The organism is Enterococcus sp. FSL R5-0957 (assembly GCF_038008005.1).
Taxonomy (GTDB): domain Bacteria; phylum Bacillota; class Bacilli; order Lactobacillales; family Enterococcaceae; genus Enterococcus_B; species Enterococcus_B faecium.
Genome location: NZ_JBBOYG010000001.1, coordinates 2,055,648 through 2,073,653, shown reverse-complemented (window position 1 = coordinate 2,073,653; position 18,006 = coordinate 2,055,648). Strand labels below are relative to the sequence as shown.

15 protein-coding genes and 1 pseudogene are annotated in these 18,006 nt (G+C 38.5%); 11 read left to right on the top strand and 5 right to left on the bottom strand.

Annotation, left to right across the window (positions count from 1 at the left end; genetic code table 11):
• The first annotated feature begins 22 nt into the window (after nt 1-22).
• The 3 genes from MKX69_RS10115 to MKX69_RS10105 all read left to right on the top strand — a co-directional run bounded on the left by MKX69_RS10115 (nt 23) and on the right by MKX69_RS10105 (nt 3,963).
• On the top strand, nt 23-2,470 hold the full coding sequence (locus tag MKX69_RS10115; RefSeq protein ID WP_002377145.1) for a DNA translocase FtsK: 2,448 nt from the start codon (nt 23-25) through the stop codon (nt 2,468-2,470).
• Between the two features lie 229 nt (nt 2,471-2,699).
• Complete coding sequence (rlmN, locus tag MKX69_RS10110; RefSeq protein WP_002293986.1) at nt 2,700-3,767, top strand: 23S rRNA (adenine(2503)-C(2))-methyltransferase RlmN; 1,068 nt, start codon at nt 2,700-2,702, stop codon at nt 3,765-3,767.
• Nucleotides 3,757-3,963, top strand: a complete 207-nt coding sequence (locus tag MKX69_RS10105; RefSeq protein WP_002307236.1) for a hypothetical protein — start codon at nt 3,757-3,759, stop codon at nt 3,961-3,963. The genes rlmN and MKX69_RS10105 overlap by 11 nt, the downstream gene beginning before the upstream one ends.
• Here MKX69_RS10105 and MKX69_RS10100 read toward each other — a convergent pair.
• Nucleotides 3,960-5,063: an iron-containing alcohol dehydrogenase family protein gene (locus MKX69_RS10100; RefSeq protein WP_002339745.1), complete on the bottom strand. Its 1,104-nt coding sequence runs from the start codon at nt 5,061-5,063 to the stop codon at nt 3,960-3,962. The two genes, MKX69_RS10105 and MKX69_RS10100, sit on opposite strands and share 4 nt — an antisense overlap.
• A 552-nt stretch (nt 5,064-5,615) precedes the next feature.
• Between MKX69_RS10100 and MKX69_RS10095 the strand changes: the two genes are divergently transcribed.
• Complete coding sequence (locus MKX69_RS10095; RefSeq protein ID WP_002293989.1) at nt 5,616-6,164, top strand: aminoglycoside 6'-N-acetyltransferase; 549 nt, start codon at nt 5,616-5,618, stop codon at nt 6,162-6,164.
• Nucleotides 6,165-6,458: 294 nt separating this feature from the next.
• Here the strand turns inward: MKX69_RS10095 and MKX69_RS10090 are convergent.
• A pseudogene (locus MKX69_RS10090) lies at nt 6,459-6,533 on the bottom strand (ribonuclease P); the annotation flags it as partial.
• Between the two features lie 178 nt (nt 6,534-6,711).
• Between MKX69_RS10090 and MKX69_RS10085 the strand changes: the two are divergent.
• On the top strand, nt 6,712-8,376 hold the full coding sequence (locus MKX69_RS10085) for a peptide ABC transporter substrate-binding protein (RefSeq protein WP_002339749.1): 1,665 nt from the start codon (nt 6,712-6,714) through the stop codon (nt 8,374-8,376).
• Nucleotides 8,377-8,445: 69 nt separating this feature from the next.
• Here MKX69_RS10085 and MKX69_RS10080 read toward each other — a convergent pair whose 3' ends face one another.
• Nucleotides 8,446-8,793 carry a DUF3899 domain-containing protein gene (locus tag MKX69_RS10080; RefSeq protein ID WP_002293992.1) on the bottom strand — a complete coding sequence of 116 codons (348 nt, stop codon included), beginning with the start codon at nt 8,791-8,793 and terminating at the stop codon, nt 8,446-8,448.
• A gap of 83 nt (nt 8,794-8,876) precedes the next feature.
• Here MKX69_RS10080 and opp3b point away from each other — a divergent pair, with 83 nt between their 5' ends.
• From opp3b to MKX69_RS10055, 5 genes are read left to right on the top strand one after another with little or no spacing between them, the layout of a single operon-like run.
• Nucleotides 8,877-9,818: an oligopeptide ABC transporter permease gene (gene opp3b, locus MKX69_RS10075; RefSeq protein ID WP_002293573.1), complete on the top strand. Its 942-nt coding sequence runs from the start codon at nt 8,877-8,879 to the stop codon at nt 9,816-9,818.
• Complete coding sequence (locus MKX69_RS10070; protein ID WP_002293994.1) at nt 9,819-10,862, top strand: ABC transporter permease; 1,044 nt, start codon at nt 9,819-9,821, stop codon at nt 10,860-10,862.
• A 5-nt stretch (nt 10,863-10,867) separates the two neighbouring features.
• Nucleotides 10,868-11,938, top strand: coding sequence for an ABC transporter ATP-binding protein (locus MKX69_RS10065; RefSeq protein ID WP_002289332.1), 1,071 nt, complete (start codon nt 10,868-10,870; stop codon nt 11,936-11,938).
• Nucleotides 11,928-12,881, top strand: coding sequence for an ABC transporter ATP-binding protein (locus tag MKX69_RS10060; RefSeq protein ID WP_002289330.1), 954 nt, complete (start codon nt 11,928-11,930; stop codon nt 12,879-12,881). Before MKX69_RS10065 ends, MKX69_RS10060 begins: the two co-directional genes overlap by 11 nt.
• Before the next feature lie 11 nt (nt 12,882-12,892).
• The gene (locus MKX69_RS10055; RefSeq protein ID WP_002319647.1) at nt 12,893-13,903 is read left to right on the top strand and encodes an RNA-guided endonuclease TnpB family protein; all 1,011 of its coding nucleotides are present in this window, start codon (nt 12,893-12,895) and stop codon (nt 13,901-13,903) included.
• A 284-nt stretch (nt 13,904-14,187) separates the two neighbouring features.
• Here MKX69_RS10055 and MKX69_RS10050 read toward each other — a convergent pair whose 3' ends face one another.
• Nucleotides 14,188-15,009 carry an NUDIX domain-containing protein gene (locus MKX69_RS10050; RefSeq protein WP_002293995.1) on the bottom strand — a complete coding sequence of 274 codons (822 nt, stop codon included), beginning with the start codon at nt 15,007-15,009 and terminating at the stop codon, nt 14,188-14,190.
• 96 nt (nt 15,010-15,105) lie between these two features.
• Entirely contained in the window at nt 15,106-15,384 is a 279-nt protein-coding gene (locus tag MKX69_RS10045; protein ID WP_002289337.1) for a hypothetical protein, read from the bottom strand.
• 267 nt (nt 15,385-15,651) lie between these two features.
• On the opposite strand from MKX69_RS10045, the gene metG reads away from it, so the two are divergent.
• The gene (metG, locus tag MKX69_RS10040; protein WP_002289325.1) at nt 15,652-17,661 is read left to right on the top strand and encodes a methionine--tRNA ligase; all 2,010 of its coding nucleotides are present in this window, start codon (nt 15,652-15,654) and stop codon (nt 17,659-17,661) included.
• The last annotated feature ends 345 nt before the right edge of the window (nt 17,662-18,006 follow it).

Sequence of the window (18,006 nt, the reverse complement as noted above, 5' to 3'; positions counted from 1 at the left end):
TTGATGAAATGAGGGATAATAAATGGCACAAAAGAAACGGCCTACTAAAAAAAGGAAAAAGACGAAAAAAACGAAAAAGCAAAAACAGCAGCAGGAACAAATGCTGACGATTGGTGTTGGGTTTACCTTGATTTTATTTGCTGTCTTCGGCTTTTTAAAATTAGGTTTTTTAGGAATATTGATTGCAAACGGCTTTCGGATCATTGCAGGAAATACTTACCAAATCCTCTGTCTTTTATTAGCCGTCTTAGGATTTTGGATTGTCATTAAGAATACAGAGTTTTCAATTGGTAAAAACCGACGCTGGTTTGGCGGCATACTCTTTTATTTCGGTATCTTATTATTGTTACATGCCCATTTATTTGGCAAACTCCATACTGGGGAACCAAATATCATGGGGACGACATGGGATTTGTTAGCCAGTGATATAAAACAAAGTCAAGTAGACAATAACGTTGGTGGTGGGATGATTGGAGCAATCCTTTATCATTTTACTTACTTCTTGATTGCACAGCCTGGAAGTTATTTAGCAGCAGTGCTATTACTGGCAGGAGGAGCATTCCTGTTCAGTAATCTGGAAGGCTATCAGCTGTTAAATAGTATCCAATCAATTGGAGAACGAGTACAGGGATTATTGGAAGGTGATCCTGCCAAGCAAGCTCGAAAGCAAGCGGCAAAGGAAGAGAGAATGAAACAGCGCGCAGAAGCGAAAGAAGCAAGGCGCTTAGCTGCAAAAGAAGCTGCAGAAAAAGAAGCTGCAGAATATGAGAAGAAAAAAGCGGTGAGCCAGCAAAGGGAAAATACTGCTGATGAATGGCAGGAACCAGAAAATACAGAGCCGGAGCAGCTAAGTTTTGTTCCAATCGACAGTTTTCAAGAAAATATCCATCCTGCGAATCTAGAGAAACCAGTACCAGATACACCAAAACAGACCAATACAGCAGAAGGTTTTTCAGATGAGTTGCCAGAGGATGACGGTACCTCATTAGAATTTGAGATTGAAGCAGAACAGGAAAACCAAGACTATGAATTACCGACAGTTGATTTGCTTGATTCTATACCAACTGTGGATCAAAGTGATGAGTATAAAAAAATTGAAAAAAATATCGGCGTATTAGAACAAACTTTCCAAAGTTTCGGTGTCGATGCCAAGGTCGTCAAAGCCAGCTTAGGACCATCCGTCACAAAATTCGAAGTCCAGCCGGCTGTAGGGGTAAAAGTAAGTAAAATTGTGAACTTAACAGATGATATCGCGCTTGCTTTAGCGGCGAAAGATGTCCGGATGGAAGCACCGATTCCAGGTAAATCACTGATTGGTATTGAAGTACCAAATGGAAAGATCAGTATGGTTTCCTTTAGAGAAATCATCGAAGCACAACCAAACCACCCAGATAAATTACTAGAAGTACCTTTAGGACGTGATGTTTCTGGACGGGTACAAACGGCTGATCTTTCGAAGATGCCTCACTTACTCGTGGCTGGTTCGACTGGTAGTGGGAAGTCAGTAGCAATTAATGGGATCATCACAAGTATATTAATGCGTGCTAAGCCCCATGAAGTAAAACTGATGATGATCGATCCGAAAATGGTTGAATTGAATATGTACAACGGCATACCTCATCTGTTGACGCCGGTCGTGACGAACCCTAGAAAAGCAGCGCAAGCCTTACAAAAAGTAGTACAAGAAATGGAAGAACGATATGAAAAATTCGCGGCAACCGGAGTAAGAAATATTTCTGGTTACAATGAATTTGTTCAACAGAAAAACTTGGAAAACGGAACGAAACATCCAACCTTACCATTCATCGTAGTGATCGTAGATGAATTAGCTGATTTGATGATGGTAGCCAGCAATGAAGTTGAAGATGCGATTATTCGTTTAGCGCAAATGGCTCGGGCAGCGGGGATTCATATGATCCTAGCTACTCAACGTCCAAGTGTGGATGTTATCACAGGAATCATCAAAGCAAATGTACCTTCCAGAATGGCATTTGCGGTATCAAGCGGTACAGATTCTCGGACGATCATTGATTCTAATGGGGCAGAAAAGCTCTTAGGGCGAGGAGATATGCTATTCTTGCCAATGGGTGAGAATAAACCGATCCGTGTGCAAGGAGCATTCATTTCTGACCACGAAGTAGAACGGGTCGTTCAATTTGTTACAGATCAGCAAGAAGCTCATTATGAAGAGAAAATGATGCCGACAGATGAAGTTGAAACGACAGGTGCTCCAGAACAGCCACAAGATGAGCTGTTTGAAGAAGCAAAAGCACTTGTCATTGAAATGCAAACGGCAAGTATTTCCCTTCTCCAAAGAAGATTTCGGATCGGTTACAACCGAGCAGCACGTTTAGTAGATGAACTGGAAGCTCATGGAGTTGTTGGCCCGTCAGAAGGAAGCAAGCCTCGGAAAGTATTCATTGAGCAGGAAGAAACATCAGAAACGTTGCCGGACGATAATGACATGTAAAACTTGTGTGATGAAGGGTTGAAAAACGAATAACCAATAAAAAGACAAGGCATGATGATACCAAAAGAAAAAATGGTTTTTTTCCATCTTTTCTAATACGGTATGATGTCTTGTCTTTTTAGTTTTTGTGAGATTAAAGTTCTATTCGATTTATTTGTGAAGTATTGCATTAAGGAAATGAATCATGTATAGTATGTAGCGAAACTTTGAGAAAAAGAGGGAAAATACTTTGGAAAAACAGTCCATTTATGGCTTGACGAATGAAGAATTAATCAATTGGTTTATAGAAAACGGCGAGAAAAAATTCCGAGCTGCCCAAGTTTGGGAATGGTTGTATCAAAAACGTGTAAGTAATTTCACAGAAATGACGAATCTATCGAAACAATTGATCGAAAAATTATCGGAGCATTTTATCATCAATCCTCTAAAACAGATGGTCGTCCAAGAAGCTTCGGACGGTACAGTAAAATATTTGTTTGAACTCCCTGATAAAAACATGATTGAGACTGTACTGATGAGACAAGAATATGGCTTGTCAGTTTGTGTGACGACACAAGTAGGATGTAATATCGGCTGTACATTTTGTGCAAGCGGGCTGCTCAAAAAGAACCGTGATCTGACTGCTGGAGAAATTGTTGCGCAGATCATGATGGTCCAACATTATTTTGATGAGCGCAATCTTGGCGAACGCGTTTCACATGTCGTTGTAATGGGGATCGGTGAGCCATTTGATAATTACGACAATGTAATGGACTTTTTGCATATCATCAATGATGCCAAAGGATTGGCAATTGGTGCTCGGCACATTACAGTTTCCACTAGTGGATTAGCACACAAAATCAAGGAATTCGCTAATAACGGCTTGCAAGTCAATCTGGCTATTTCCTTGCACGCGCCGAATAATGAGGTGCGAACATCGATCATGCGGATCAACCGAAGTTTCCCAATTGAGAAATTGATGGAAGCTGTGGATGAGTATTTAGAGAAAACAAACCGTCGAATCACGTTTGAATATATCATGTTGAATCAAGTAAATGATAGACCAGAGCATGCACAACAATTAGCAGATCTATTAAAAGATAAGAAAAAATTAGCATATGTCAACTTGATTCCATATAATCCAGTCAGTGAACATGATCAATATTCTCGCAGTCCAAAAGCTGATGTATTGAGATTTTATGATGTATTGAAGAAAAACGGCGTAAACTGTGTGATACGTAAAGAACATGGTACAGATATTGATGCAGCTTGCGGACAATTGCGAAGCAAGCAAATGAAAAAAACAGTTGCCAAATAATCGTAGCCTACTCGTTTTTTCAATTACCATAAAAGGAGCAGTTTTCTTAATTAAGGAACTGTTCAACTTAAATAAGAGAAAAGATTCTATAGCGAAAGCTATAAAGCTTTTTTTGACAAGAAAAACCCTCATCAAGCAAAGAAATGTCCTCAATTTGATGACAGCCTGCTTGATGGGGGTTTTAGCAATTATTTAACTGATTTTCTTATATCCTTGCTGGCTTTCTTGTGTAGCATGATAAGTTTCTACGTCAAGAATGGCCTGTTTAAATTTTTCTCGGGTGATTTCATAAGGCACATGTTTAATATCATTTGTTGCCATGGCTTTATCTAAGATTGCTTCTAAATCGGTCGTGACATTGAGATTCATGTCGGTTAACGATACTGGAAGTTGGTTCTTTTTCATAAACACATAGATTTTATCAAACAAATCGAACTGCTGATCCATCATCAATAAGGTCAGTACACCATAACTGACAGATGCTCCGTGAAGGTATCCCTCCATTTTTTCTAGAACAGTCGTACCGTAATAGAATGAGTGTGCCATAGCAGAATTATAGTTATTGTTAACTAAAACAGAAACCAATCCGGTAGTAACAATGATATCCGAAACGACTTGTTCAATTGCATATGAGGGACGATCGTCGGCACTATCTTTCAATGCTTGCGTACCATAAGTCAAGAGACGATCAATGCACATTTTTCCGATTTGGATTCCTAATCTATCCGTGTAGCCTAGATCATCGCCACGAGCAGAAAAAGTAGATTCGACTTCTTTGGATAAAGCATCGCCAATACCTGCCCATAAGTATTTATCAGGTGCTTCGGCAATAATTGCTGTATCAATGAAGGTGTGTACAGGTGGTTTTGAAGGAAAGAAGAGTCCGTCCATTACGCCTTCTTCGTTATAGATGACACATACCGCAGTGACGGGCGAACAGTTCGAACCAATAGTGGGAAAGGTGAAGACTGGTTTAGCTAGTTTTTCACCAATGACTTTTACAGTATCGCAAGCACGGCCACCACCGACTGCAAACAGGACATCTGCTTTTTGGACACTTTCATGCTGGATCAACTGTTCAATATTTCCATAAGTTGAATTACCCCCGTACCAGAGACTGGCGACAACCTCTATTTCCTGTGTCAAAGCTACTTTTATTTTGTTTTCTGCCTTTGAAAGTGCAGTCTTCCCTCCAATCAGCACTACTTTTGTCCCATATTCTTTGACGATTCCATTTGCTTTTTCATACGCATCTGTTCCAATGGTATAATTTGGTAAGAAAACACTTTGATTCATATTCATTTCCTTCTTTCTTCGTTGAAACGGGTTAAAATTTTAAAGAGTGATCGATCTGACTGCGGCTGTAGATGGAGTAGAGGTGAACCTAAGAGAGGATAAGTGATGAATAAGGTGGCATGAACACCTTGAAATCATCAATAAGTATCCTAAAAACGAACAAGTACAAAAACATTGAAAACGACAATAATGTATTTTTGTTCCTCTTAGTATTTCTACCGATTCCCTTTGCTTTTTTGTAATTATCTAAAAATTCTAAAAATTAAGATTATTATATGAAAACAGGTTTTATTTGTCAATTCATAATTGGTTTTTTTTAAAGCAAAAGATAATCTATATCATGATGAACAAACAGAGTTTTTTCCTCCAATTGATGGCTTTCCTGATCTTTCCTATTTTGAATAAAGTGTTTCTGTATAATTTTTTTATTTTATAAGTAAGATAAATAATGAAAGAATAGAGATACTGATTGGTAGCTAAAGATTTTTGAGCGAGAACATTTCGTTTTTTCAAAAGGACTGTTAGAATAAGCAAGAACAAGGGGGAAGACGTATGATAATCAGTGAATTTGACCGTAATAATCCAGTATTGAAAGATCAGCTTTCTGATTTACTGAGACTGACTTGGCCGGAAGAATATGGAGACAGCTCGGCAGAAGAAGTAGAAGAAATGATGAATCCAGAACGAATCGCGGTAGCAGCGGTAGACCAAGATGAGTTAGTAGGATTTATTGGTGCAATCCCTCAATACGGTATCACAGGTTGGGAATTGCATCCATTAGTTGTAGAAAGCTCCCGACGAAAGAACCAAATAGGTACTCGATTAGTCAATTACTTAGAAAAAGAAGTAGCTTCCAGAGGAGGAATCACGATTTATTTAGGTACGGATGATTTAGACCATGGAACAACGTTAAGTCAAACGGACCTGTATGAGCATACATTTGATAAAGTGGCTTCCATCCAGAACCTTCGTGAACATCCGTATGAATTCTATGAAAAATTAGGTTATAAAATCGTAGGTGTCTTACCAAATGCAAATGGCTGGGACAAACCGGATATTTGGATGGCAAAAACGATTATTCCTCGACCAGATTCTCAATAATAAAAAGAGGTTGTGACAGAAGTAATCAGCTTCAAGAAATAAGAAGGAATTTACGAAAATTACTTCTTGAATTTTTGTGAAATTCCAACTTATTTCCGAAGAAGCTACTTTTGGAACACCGTGTACCAGAGGTTGTGAAAAAGCTGTCCTGCATCAAGTAATAAGAACAGCCAAACAAAAATAGCTCCTCCTATTTTTCGTTTGGTTGGGCTTATTACCGCAGATGCAAGCTTTTGAACACCGTTTATTCGGAATAAGGGACTGTGACAAGACTTTTGTCACAGTTTCTTTTTATTTATTCTTTTTTATCTTTGTATGGCAATAATAGACAATATAACGAAAATTATTTAATGGCTTTTGGAAGACCATGGAAAACCTTGTACAAAGCTATTTTTTCTGAAAAATTCCTTGAAACCTCACGAAAAAATCATTATTTTATGAAAAAGACAAAAAAAAGTATTGATTTTTTAATAATTATTCATTAAACTCTTAAACAACTTCAGAAAATATTAATTATTCTGAAAATTCCAATAAAGGGGTACGTAAAATGAAAAAGAAATTTACATTTGGTTTGGTTGCGGTATGCGGCCTTGTACTTGCTGGATGTTATGGCGGCAGTTCAGCCACAAGCAACAGTAGTTCAGCAAAAAGCGGTTCAGCAGATGGAGGAGGCGTATTTAACTTAGTCGTGCCTCAAGAAATGCCTACAGCTGACTTATCAGTTGCAACAGATACAATCAGTTTTACAGCATTGAATAACGTTTATGAAGGAATTTACCGTCTTGATGAAGACAGCAAACCACAGCCGGCAGGAGCTAGAGAGTTGGCAGAAGTCAGTGAAGACGGATTAACTTACAAAATCAAATTACGAGAAGACGCAAAATGGTCAAATGGTGATCCTGTTACAGCAGCGGATTACGTTTATGGCTGGCAACGAACAGTAGACCCAGCTACAGCTTCTGAATATGCTTACCTGTATGCGCCAGTTGAAAATGCAGAAGACATCACAGCTGGAAAGAAAGATAAATCAGAACTAGGGATCAAAGCAGTTGGTGACTATGAATTAGAAATCAAATTGACGAAACAAACACCATATTTCCAATATCTGCTTGCTTTCCCATCATTTTTCCCACAAAAACAATCCGTAGTGGAAGAAAATGGGGATGCCTATGCATCTGCAAGTGATAAAGCTGTTTATAATGGACCATTCACATTAGAAGATTTTGATGGACCAGGAACAGATACAGAATGGACTTATAAGAAAAATGACCATTACTGGGACAAAGATACAGTAAAACTTTCTGAAATCAAAGTCAGTGTAGTAAAAGAATCTTCTACTGCATTGAACTTATTCAAAGATGGCCAAGCAGATGACGTGATCTTGTCTGGTGAGTTAGCACAGCAAAACGCAAACGATCCAGCTTATACTTCTGTTAAAGAAGCGCGGACAAGCTATATCGAATTCAATCAACGTGAAAAGAATTCACCATTCAACAATGTGAACCTAAGAAAAGCTATTTCTTATTCTATCGATCGTGAAGCTTTAGTAAAACAAGTACTAGGTGACGGATCAGTTGTCTCTACAGGATTGATCCCATCAGATATGGTAAAAAGTCCAACAACGAACGAAGACTTTGCAAAAGAAGCTGGAAAATTAGTTTCTTATGACAAAGATAAAGCAAAAGAATATTGGGAAAAAGCGAAAAAAGAATTGGGCGTTGATTCTTTAGAATTTGATTTGATGGCTTCTGATGATGATTCATCGAAAAAAGTAATCGAATATGTTCAAAACTCAATCCAAGAAAACTTGGATGGCGTAACAGTCAAACCAACACCTGTTCCATTCTCTGTACGTCTTGACCGCTCAACTTCGGGTGATTTTGACGCAGTACTAGGCGGATGGGCTGCTGACTATGCAGACCCAAGCAGCTTTACTGATTTGTTTGTCACAGGTAATTCATACAACCGTGGTCGCTGGAGCAATGCAGAATATGACGAAGCAGTTAAAGCAGCTTCATCAACAGACGCTGGCGATGAACAAGCCCGTTGGGATGATTTCCAAAAAGCAATCAAGATCATCTCTGATGATATGGGTGTCGTTCCGGTGTACCAAAAAGCAGAAGGTCACCTAGTGAATGAAAAAATCAAAGGTATCGTTCACCATGCGGCAGGCGCTTCATGGGATTACAAATGGACATACGTTGAAGAATAATCGTTAATACCGTGAGCATGAGAAAAAACGAGGCTGCGGCAAATGTCGCAACCTCGTTCTCATATTCACTTATCCTAACAAAGAAAAAAGCATGAAAATAGCAGAAAGAGCAATTAGTATTCCGGCAATGATCAGCCAAAAGCTGTACATACCGTAGCTGGCAGACGAGAGCGAGGAAAATTCTGGTTTTTTCTTTCGGTTCCTTGTTCGTGCAAGATGGACCGATCGCTGAAAATGATCGAAGAAACCCGAAGAAAAGACCCATAAAAAACCGCCGATAATCAGAAACGGCAATGACCATAAGAATAGATCATTAGATAATTGAATGAGTGTAAAGGAATGGTTGATGAGATTTTTTATTAAAATAACCAGAATCAGTAGAAAAGCTACTGCGTAGGGGATAGATTTTTTTTTCATTTGATTGCTCCTTTATTTTTGGTTCATTATCTAATAATGTAGCGAAACATCTGTCAGAAGTCAAAAGCTAGGGGGAAACATTAGTGAATAGTTATATCAAATATGTATTAAAACGTGTCTTTTTCATGATCATCACGCTTTGGTTAATTGCAACAATCACCTTTTTCTTGATGCAATTGCTGCCGGGCACGCCATATACGAATCAGGAACGTTTGAGTCCTGAAACAATTGAGATGCTAAATAAACAAGTCGGTTTGGATAAACCAGTTATCGTACAATATGGGATTTATCTTTCTAATTTGCTTCAAGGAGATTTTGGAATTTCCTTCCAATTTAAAAACCAGCCAGTCGCACATTTGTTAGCTGGAAGAATCGGACCATCCTTGCAGTTAGGTTTACAGGCAATTATCTTTGGAACAGTCCTAGGAACGATTTTAGGAACGATCTCTGCCATGAAGCAAAATACATGGGCAGATACATCTTCTACACTCGTAGCGATATTAGGTCGTTCCATTCCAAACTTTGTATTTGCTGTTTTATTACAATATATCTTTGCAATCAAATTACAAGTTTTGCCAATCGCAAAATGGGATGGCTTTGTGTACACAATCTTACCAACAATTGCGTTGGCCATGTCGCCGCTTGCTGACTCTGCTCGGTTTATCCGTACGGAAATGGTGGAAGTACTGCATAGTGATTATGTGGAATTAGCAAAAGCAAAAGGATTGAGCCGTTGGGAAATCGCCTTTAAACATGGTCTTCGAAATAGTTTGATTCCATTGATGACTTTATTAGGACCGTTAGCTGTAGCATTGATGACCGGATCACTGGTGGTAGAAAATATCTTTGCTATTCCTGGTATCGGGGAACAATTCGTTAAGTCAATCACAACAAATGATTATCCTACGATCATGGCTGTAACGATCCTTTACTCATTTATGCTGATCTTTGTTATTTTGATCGTGGATCTGTTGTACGGTCTAGTTGATCCAAGAATTCGTGTTTCAGAAGGGAGCCGAGGATAAATGGAAATGATACCAAAGCGTTATGAAACAGTCGCAGATATCCCTGCGGATGAGTTTCTTCCATTACAAAAAAATACCGAAGAAGAACGTGAACAGATTACTGCACCTTCTTTGAATTTTATCCAAGATTCATGGCGCCGTTTAAAGAAAAACAAAGCTGCCGTTATTTCAATGGTTTTACTATTGGTCATCATTTTGATCTCTGTGATCACAATCTTTGTTTCTCCTCATGATCCAACTGCCCAAAACGTGGCTTATATCAATTTGCCTCCTCGTATTCCGGGAATCAATATCGATGGATTGAATGGAAAAGCAATGGTCGGTGGTGAACTTGTTGATAAATATGCTCAAGCAAACGTCCCTTCAAACGTAAATTTCTTTTTAGGAACAGATGGTTTGGGACGTGATGTATTAAGCCGCTTATTTATGGGAACGAGAATCTCGTTGCTGATCGCATTTATTGCTGCATTACTAGATGTAACGATTGGTGTAGCTTACGGGTTGGTTTCTGGTTTGTTAGGCGGACGTGTCGATAACGTGATGCAACGTTTTTTGGAAATCTTATCAGGAATTCCAAACCTCGTTGTCATGATTTTGATGTTGGTCGTTTTTGAACCAGGAATTTTTTCAATCGTGGCTGCTATGGCCATCACAAACTGGATACCAATGGCACGTATCGTTCGTGCACAAACAATGAAATTAAAAGATCAAGAATATGTTTTAGCTGGATTGACATTAGGTGAATCAAGAATGAAAATTGCATTCAAACATATTTTGCCGAATATCTCTAGTGTCATTATTATTCAAATGATGTTTAGTATTCCATCTGCTATTTTCTTCGAAGCCTTTTTAAGCTTTATCGGTTTAGGTCTTACGCCTCCGTCAGCTTCATTAGGAACGATGTTGAGCGAAGGGTACAAGACATTCCTGTATCTGCCTTATCTATTATGGATTCCGGCAGTAACTTTATCGGTTATCATGATTGGCTTTAACTTACTTGCTGATGGATTGCGTGATGCCTTTGATCCTAAAATGAAAGAGTGAAGACGATGACGAAAATTTTAGAAGTGAAAGACTTAGAAATCTCTTTTGATACGTATGCTGGAAAGGTACGAGCGATTCGCGGTGTCAATTTTCATTTGAATAAAGGAGAAACATTGGCGATCGTTGGGGAATCTGGAAGTGGAAAATCAGTGACGACCAGAAGCATCATGCGCTTGCTGTCAAGCAACGCCAATATAGATGCTGGTCAAATCCTCTTTAAAGGTAACGATATCGTTGGAAAATCAGAAAGAGAGATGCAAAAAATCCGTGGTAAAGAAATAGCGATGATTTTCCAAGATCCAATGACCTCTTTAGATCCGACGATGCCCATTGGGAAGCAAGTCGCTGAGTCCCTTAGAAAGCATAATAAAGTTTCAAAAAAAGAGGGACAAAAAGCTGCATTAGAATTGCTTAAATTAGTTGGAATACCCGAAGCTGAGAAACGTATCAACAGTTATCCACATCAGTTCTCAGGAGGTCAGCGTCAACGGATCGTGATCGCGATTGCACTGGTATGTTATCCGGAAATCCTGATTGCTGATGAACCTACAACAGCGCTTGATGTGACTATTCAAGCACAGATTTTGGAGCTGCTGAAAGAAATTCAGACAAAAATCGATACATCAATTATCTTTATCACTCATGACCTTGGTGTAGTAGCGAATGTCGCTGATCGTGTCGCTGTCATGTATGGAGGAAGAATCGTTGAAGTTGGAACATCGGAAGAAATTTTCTACAACCCGCAACATCCCTATACTTGGGGACTGCTTGGTTCAATGCCGACATTAGATAGTGCGAACGATCGATTGTATGCTATTCCTGGTTCTCCACCGGATTTATTGAACCCGCCAAAAGGAGACGCATTCTATCCAAGAAATGAATTCGCGATGAAAATCGATGCAGAACAAGAACCACCATTTTTTGAACTATCAAAAACACACAAGGCAGCAACTTGGCTACTTGCTCCGCAGGCACCCAAAGTGACACCGCCAGAAGAAATCCAACGTCGCTGGGCTATCTTTAAAGAGAAACAAAAACATACTTACGGTCAAGGAGGAATTGCTGATGCCAAATAAACTACTTGAAGTTAAAGGATTGAAACAGTATTTCAATGTAGGAAAAAAGAATGAAGTACATGCTGTAAATGACATCAGCTTTCACATCTATGAAGGAGAAACATTCGGTTTAGTTGGAGAATCTGGAAGCGGAAAATCCACTACTGGCCGTACGATCATTCGCTTGAATGAACCTACTGATGGTGAGATATTATTCGACGGTCAAGATATAACGAAGATCAAAGATAAAAAAGGTTTGACGAAATTCCGGCATGATGTTCAGATGATTTTCCAAGATCCATATGCTTCGTTGAATCCTCGGATGAAAGTCAGAGATATTATCGCCGAAGGAATTGATGTTAATGGACTAGCTAAATCATCTGAAGAGCGTGCAAAAAAAGTCGATGATCTATTGAGAACTGTTGGATTGAATCCAAGCCACGGTACTCGTTATCCTCATGAATTTTCAGGTGGGCAACGCCAGCGTATTGGTATTGCACGAGCATTGGCAGTAAAACCGCGTTTTATCATTTGTGATGAACCAATTTCTGCACTAGATGTGTCGATCCAAGCCCAAGTGGTCAATTTGTTGCAAGATCTCCAAAAAGAACATCAATTGACCTATCTATTTATTGCACATGATTTGTCGATGGTTAAACATATTAGTGACCGAATCGGTGTAATGCATAACGGCTTGTTATTAGAGATGGGAACAAGTGATGAAATCTATAATCACGGTGTCCATCCTTATACAGAAAGTTTGTTATCTGCTATTCCTCTACCAGATCCAGACCATGAGAGAAAACGCAGAAGAATCAAATATCAACCTGAACCAGATGACGGACAAGTACGTCAACTTCGTGAAATCGCACCAGAACATTTTGTCTATGCAACTGAGCAGGAAGTCCCATATTACGCAAAAAAACTAAAACGACAAAAGGAATCTCTTCTGGTTGCTAACTAGGAGGGACATAGATGCTAAAAGCTTTTAAATTCCGTATGTATCCGACAGAAGAACAAAAACAGCAATTGATTCGTACTTTTGGATGTGCTCGATTTACCTATAACCATTTGCTGAAAAAGCGGCAGAAAAGTTGGCAACAAACAGGAGTAGCCAATTTTTCGCTTACACCCGCTACATTAAAAAAAGAATACCCATTCTTAAAAGAAGTAGACAGTCTTGCTTTAGCAAATGCACAGCTTAATTTGGATCGGGCTTTTCGCAATTATTTCAAGGGACGTGCCAGCTTCCCAAAGCTTAAAACGAAAAAAAGTATGTGGCAATCTTATACGACCAACAACCAAACCCGTACGATCTATCTGGAAAATGGCTACTTAAAGTTACCAAAACAAAAAGAACTAATCAAAATAAATCAGCATCGGCCAGTTGAAGGATCGATTCGCTCCGCTACGATTTCTGCTCGATATAATGAAGAATTTTATGTCGCACTACTTTGTGATGTTTCGTCAGTAAAAAAAGAATCTTTAGCTAAATGGATCGGGATCGCCTATCATCCGAAGACATTGATCCAAACATCTCGTCCTCTAGAAGTAACTTTACCAAAATTTCACCAGACAGAAGAAAAGCTGCAACATGCACAGCGGAAATTGAATGTGAAAGTCCGCTCCGCTCACCATAGAAAGATCAGGTTAGATCAGGCAAGCAATTATCAGAAACAAAAGAGAAAAGTAATGGATCTTTATCTGAAACAAAAGAACCAGCGAGAAGATTATCTTGAACAATTATCTGGGAAATTGGTCAAACAATATGACTACTTATTTGTAGAATCTTTTCCAAAAGAAGAAGCACATGCTGATTTTTCTATTCATGACTGGCATAAATTAATAACAAAATTGCGTTATAAGTCCCAATGGTATAATAAAAAATTTCTTTTGATCAATACCGACGGAGCAGAAGAAAGCAATTCCGTAAGAAAGAGCCAAGTAGTAGAAGAAATGGGCAGACATTCGGTTATCAAGGGATAAAAAATGAATGAAACTGATAGGAGCGTTAGGGTTCGCCTTGTTAATAAAAAGTCTTAATGACTTTTGTTTCTAGGAATTTTTCTTTTGAAGAAAAGCTCACTAATTATGACAAACCAATAAAACAATAGCAGAAAAAGTTCGTACGAGCTTTTTCTGCTATTGTTAATTTTTTATTCAGAAAGTTTACGAATACATCAAAATTCTGAAACAAAAAACGTAACTCGCAAAGAGTTGTTTTTGCGTTTTTTCTTGAATGATTAGGTCTGAATCTTTTGTTCACAACCTTATTCATGGTGCCCCGGCTTGAGCTGATAGATTTTTGAAGGACGGCCGATTCCTACAGGACGTTCACCGATCTCATCGAAATATTGGAGCATAGCTTTCTTAAAATTGGAATGATCGATCGTTTTATAATCGATCCCTAAGAATTTAGCAAATACTTTTCGAGCTTCCGTAATCGTGAAATCTTTACCTAAAACTTGTAGAACTTGCGGCTCGTGTTCCATTTTATTGACTACACGGTTGAATGCTTTCAAGATGATTTGACTATGGTCAAAAGCCAAAGTATCTTTGCCAGAAGACTCTCCAGTGACTAAATCAAGCGAGATAGCCACTTCTCCGCTAGATAAATGGATCTTGTTACTATGACGTTCTAGTGTGAACCAGCGTACTTCCTTGGCATCATCTCCGGCGATTAGCGGTTCTTCTCCAATAAAGGCTAAGTAGCTGACTGTGACGACCCAGCCTCGCGGATCTCGATTAGGCGTACTGAATGTATGCAGTTGCTCAATATTTTCTTTTGAAATAACCACACCAGTTTCTTCCTTTGTTTCTCTTAAGACGCTTTCTCCAGTTGACTCATCCTTTTGGACAAAGCCACCAGGCAATGCCCATGAATTTCGATAAGGATGCCCTTTTCTTTGGATCAACAAAACTTTCAGCTGATCTTCTTCTTTGTTATAGCACATCAGTACGATATCGACAGTCAAAGAGGGCTTGTCATATTCTGGACGTTCCTGTTTTTGATACCAGTTAAGAAATTCTTCTTCACTAGCTTCATGTTCATAATATAATTTTTCTTCTTCTTTAGAAGCAAAACGGTTCATCTGACCACCTCCATTGACAGTAAAAGTACTTTTTACCTTATTGTAGCAGACTCTGAAAAAAAACCAAGGATTTACTTGGAAAATCTAGGTTATCATTTAAATATGAAAAATAAATGGAAGTATGAGATTGAATAAAAAGAAAAGCAGATAAAACGGCAATACTTTATACCGCTCTTCACGAATGGCAAAGAAGCCACAAATAACGATATATACGTCAATGATAAAACGCAAAATCCAAGCTGCTGTCATAAAACTGTTCAAATGCCCATGGAGGTTAAAATAACCATACATACGAATATAAAAATAGCTGAATATTAAATGTGCTAATGAAAGAAAAGCAATACTAAGTGTAAAAAAAAGATGTTTCTTCTGCATGATTGTTCCAGTCCCTTACTAAGATAGATAGTCTTTATTATACCATGTGTGAGAGGAGAAATAAAAAGCCGTTTTTTACTAGATATGAAACAAAACAAAAACCTGCATTTATTCAACCTATTCATCCTTTTAAAGGATAGATTGAACGTAGATAGAAGTCGTTTATCCAGTCTTTTTCATTTTGAAAAAAAGCTAACAGCATGCTTTTTTTATGGTATACTAGCAAGGAAACGAATTCGCATCATGCGATAAAGGAGGAAGAGCCCCGTGGCAGAAAAGGAAACTTTTTATATCACTACGCCAATCTATTATCCAAGCGGCAAACTTCATATCGGCAACTCGTATACTACGATTGCATGTGACGCAATTGCTCGTTATAAACGGTTGATGGGCTTTGATGTGTTTTATCTTACTGGAGTGGATGAACATGGTCAAAAAATCGAAACAAAAGCAGAAGAACTAGGTGTAAAACCGCAAGAATATGTAGATAAAATGGCGGCTGATGTCAAGAAATTATGGAAAACGCTTGATATCAGTTATGATAAATTCATTCGAACGACAGATGATTACCATAAAGCAGCTGTTCAAAAAATATTTGATCGTTTATTAGAACAGGGAGATATTTACTTAGGTGAATATGAAGGCTGGTACTCTGTTTCTGACGAAGAATTCTTTACAGAAACACAACTTGCAGAAGTGTACAAAGATGACGAAGGTAATGTGATCGGTGGTAAAGCGCCAAGTGGACACGAAGTAGAATTGGTAAAAGAAGAATCATACTTCTTCCGCATGAGCAAATACGCAGACCGTCTGTTGGAATACTATGAAGAACATCCCGAATTCATCCAGCCAGAATCTCGTAAAAACGAAATGATCAACAACTTTATCAAACCAGGATTAGAAGATCTTGCAGTTTCAAGAACAACCTTTACTTGGGGGGTACCAGTCAAGAGTGATCCGAAACATGTGGTGTATGTATGGATCGATGCATTATCCAATTATATTACTGCACTAGGATATGGCTCCGAAGATGAAAGTCTATTCGAAAAATACTGGCCTGCAGATGTTCAGATGGTCGGTAAAGAAATCGTTCGCTTCCATACGATCTATTGGCCAATCATGTTGATGGCTCTTGATTTGCCTCTACCTAAAAAAGTATTTGGGCATGGCTGGCTATTGATGAAAGACGGAAAAATGTCTAAATCAAAAGGAAATGTCGTTTATCCTGAAATGCTTGTGGAACGTTATGGTTTAGATGCACTTCGTTATTATTTGCTTCGTGCTGTTCCGTTTGGGTCAGATGGTGTCTTTACGCCAGAAGATTTTGTTTCCCGTGTCAATTATGATCTGGCAAATGATCTAGGGAACTTATTGAATCGAACGATTGCTATGATCAACAAATATTGTGATGGACTCGTTCCTGACTATGCCTCACTTGTCACTCCATTTGACAGTGAACTGTCTACGACGGCTGCTAACGTTGTCGGACGTTACCATGATGCAATGGAAAAAATGGAATTCAATACAGCGTTGGCTGAAATCTGGGTGCTGATTTCTCGTGCAAATAAATACATTGATGAAACAGAACCATGGGTATTAGCAAAAGACGAAGAAAAGAAAGCTGAATTGAATAGTGTCATGATCCATTTAGCTGAATCTTTGCGTATCGCAGCGATATTACTTCAGCCAATCATGACAGAAACGCCAGAGAAGATCTTCAATCAACTAGGATTGGACTCTGAAACAATGAATCTTGAAGGATTACACTTTGGCGAATTTCCTTCAGGAACAAAAGTAGTTGCAAAAGGTACACCAATCTTCCCACGTTTAGATATGGAAGAAGAAGTTGCTTTTATTCAAGAAAAAATGTCTGAAGGTACTCAAACAAACGAAGATACAGTCAAATGGGATCCAGAAGAAACAGAACTTGTTTCAACGAAAGAAAAACAAATCAAATTTGATGTATTTGAAAAAGTAGAACTAAAAGTAGCAGAAGTCATCAACTGTCAAAAAGTAGAAGGGGCAGATAAGTTGCTGCAATTCCGACTAGATGCTGGAGACAGCCAAGACCGTCAAATCTTGTCAGGAATCGCTGAATTTTATCCTGATCCAAGCGAATTGATCGGGAAAAAAGTCGTCATTGTAGCAAATCTGAAACCACGAAAGATGCGTGGACAAATCAGTCAAGGAATGATCCTTTCTGCAGAAGCACCAGATGGCTCTTTACAAGTGATCGAAGCACCAAAATCCATGCCAAATGGCTCAGAAATCGCATAGAAATTCAAAGGGGGTATGACACTAGTTGTGTCATACCCCCTTTTTCCGAAATTTGAGAAGCAATTTTCGTAAATTCCTTCTTATTACTCGAAGCCAATCATATAATACAGAAACAGAGAACTATCCAAAATAAATCCTAGAAAAAGAAGTACGAGCTTCGCTGATTTTTGTTAATTTAGAATAATACTAATAGGATAGGAATCGTAAAAACAGAAAAAAAGCATAATGATAAAGGGTCGGGCAGATTTTAATTGATTCATCTGGTACTCTTTTTTATTATCCTTACATTCATAAAGTTTGAATGCAATGACTTTGTTACATCTATATTTATATCTAACAGTAGCG

What these genes read in the sequence shown, in the direction of transcription:
- MKX69_RS10065 (WP_002289332.1), top strand. Translation starts at nt 10,868, where the DNA reads ATGACGAAAATTTTAGAAGTGAAAGACTTAGAAATCTCTTTTGATACG.
- MKX69_RS10080 (WP_002293992.1), bottom strand. Translation starts at nt 8,793, where the DNA reads ATGAAAAAAAAATCTATCCCCTACGCAGTAGCTTTTCTACTGATTCTG.
- MKX69_RS10050 (WP_002293995.1), bottom strand. Translation starts at nt 15,009, where the DNA reads ATGAACCGTTTTGCTTCTAAAGAAGAAGAAAAATTATATTATGAACAT.
- MKX69_RS10095 (WP_002293989.1), top strand. Translation starts at nt 5,616, where the DNA reads ATGATAATCAGTGAATTTGACCGTAATAATCCAGTATTGAAAGATCAG.
- MKX69_RS10085 (WP_002339749.1), top strand. Translation starts at nt 6,712, where the DNA reads ATGAAAAAGAAATTTACATTTGGTTTGGTTGCGGTATGCGGCCTTGTA.
- MKX69_RS10100 (WP_002339745.1), bottom strand. Translation starts at nt 5,063, where the DNA reads ATGAATCAAAGTGTTTTCTTACCAAATTATACCATTGGAACAGATGCG.
- MKX69_RS10055 (WP_002319647.1), top strand. Translation starts at nt 12,893, where the DNA reads ATGCTAAAAGCTTTTAAATTCCGTATGTATCCGACAGAAGAACAAAAA.
- MKX69_RS10070 (WP_002293994.1), top strand. Translation starts at nt 9,819, where the DNA reads ATGGAAATGATACCAAAGCGTTATGAAACAGTCGCAGATATCCCTGCG.
- MKX69_RS10115 (WP_002377145.1), top strand. Translation starts at nt 23, where the DNA reads ATGGCACAAAAGAAACGGCCTACTAAAAAAAGGAAAAAGACGAAAAAA.
- MKX69_RS10060 (WP_002289330.1), top strand. Translation starts at nt 11,928, where the DNA reads ATGCCAAATAAACTACTTGAAGTTAAAGGATTGAAACAGTATTTCAAT.
- MKX69_RS10045 (WP_002289337.1), bottom strand. Translation starts at nt 15,384, where the DNA reads ATGCAGAAGAAACATCTTTTTTTTACACTTAGTATTGCTTTTCTTTCA.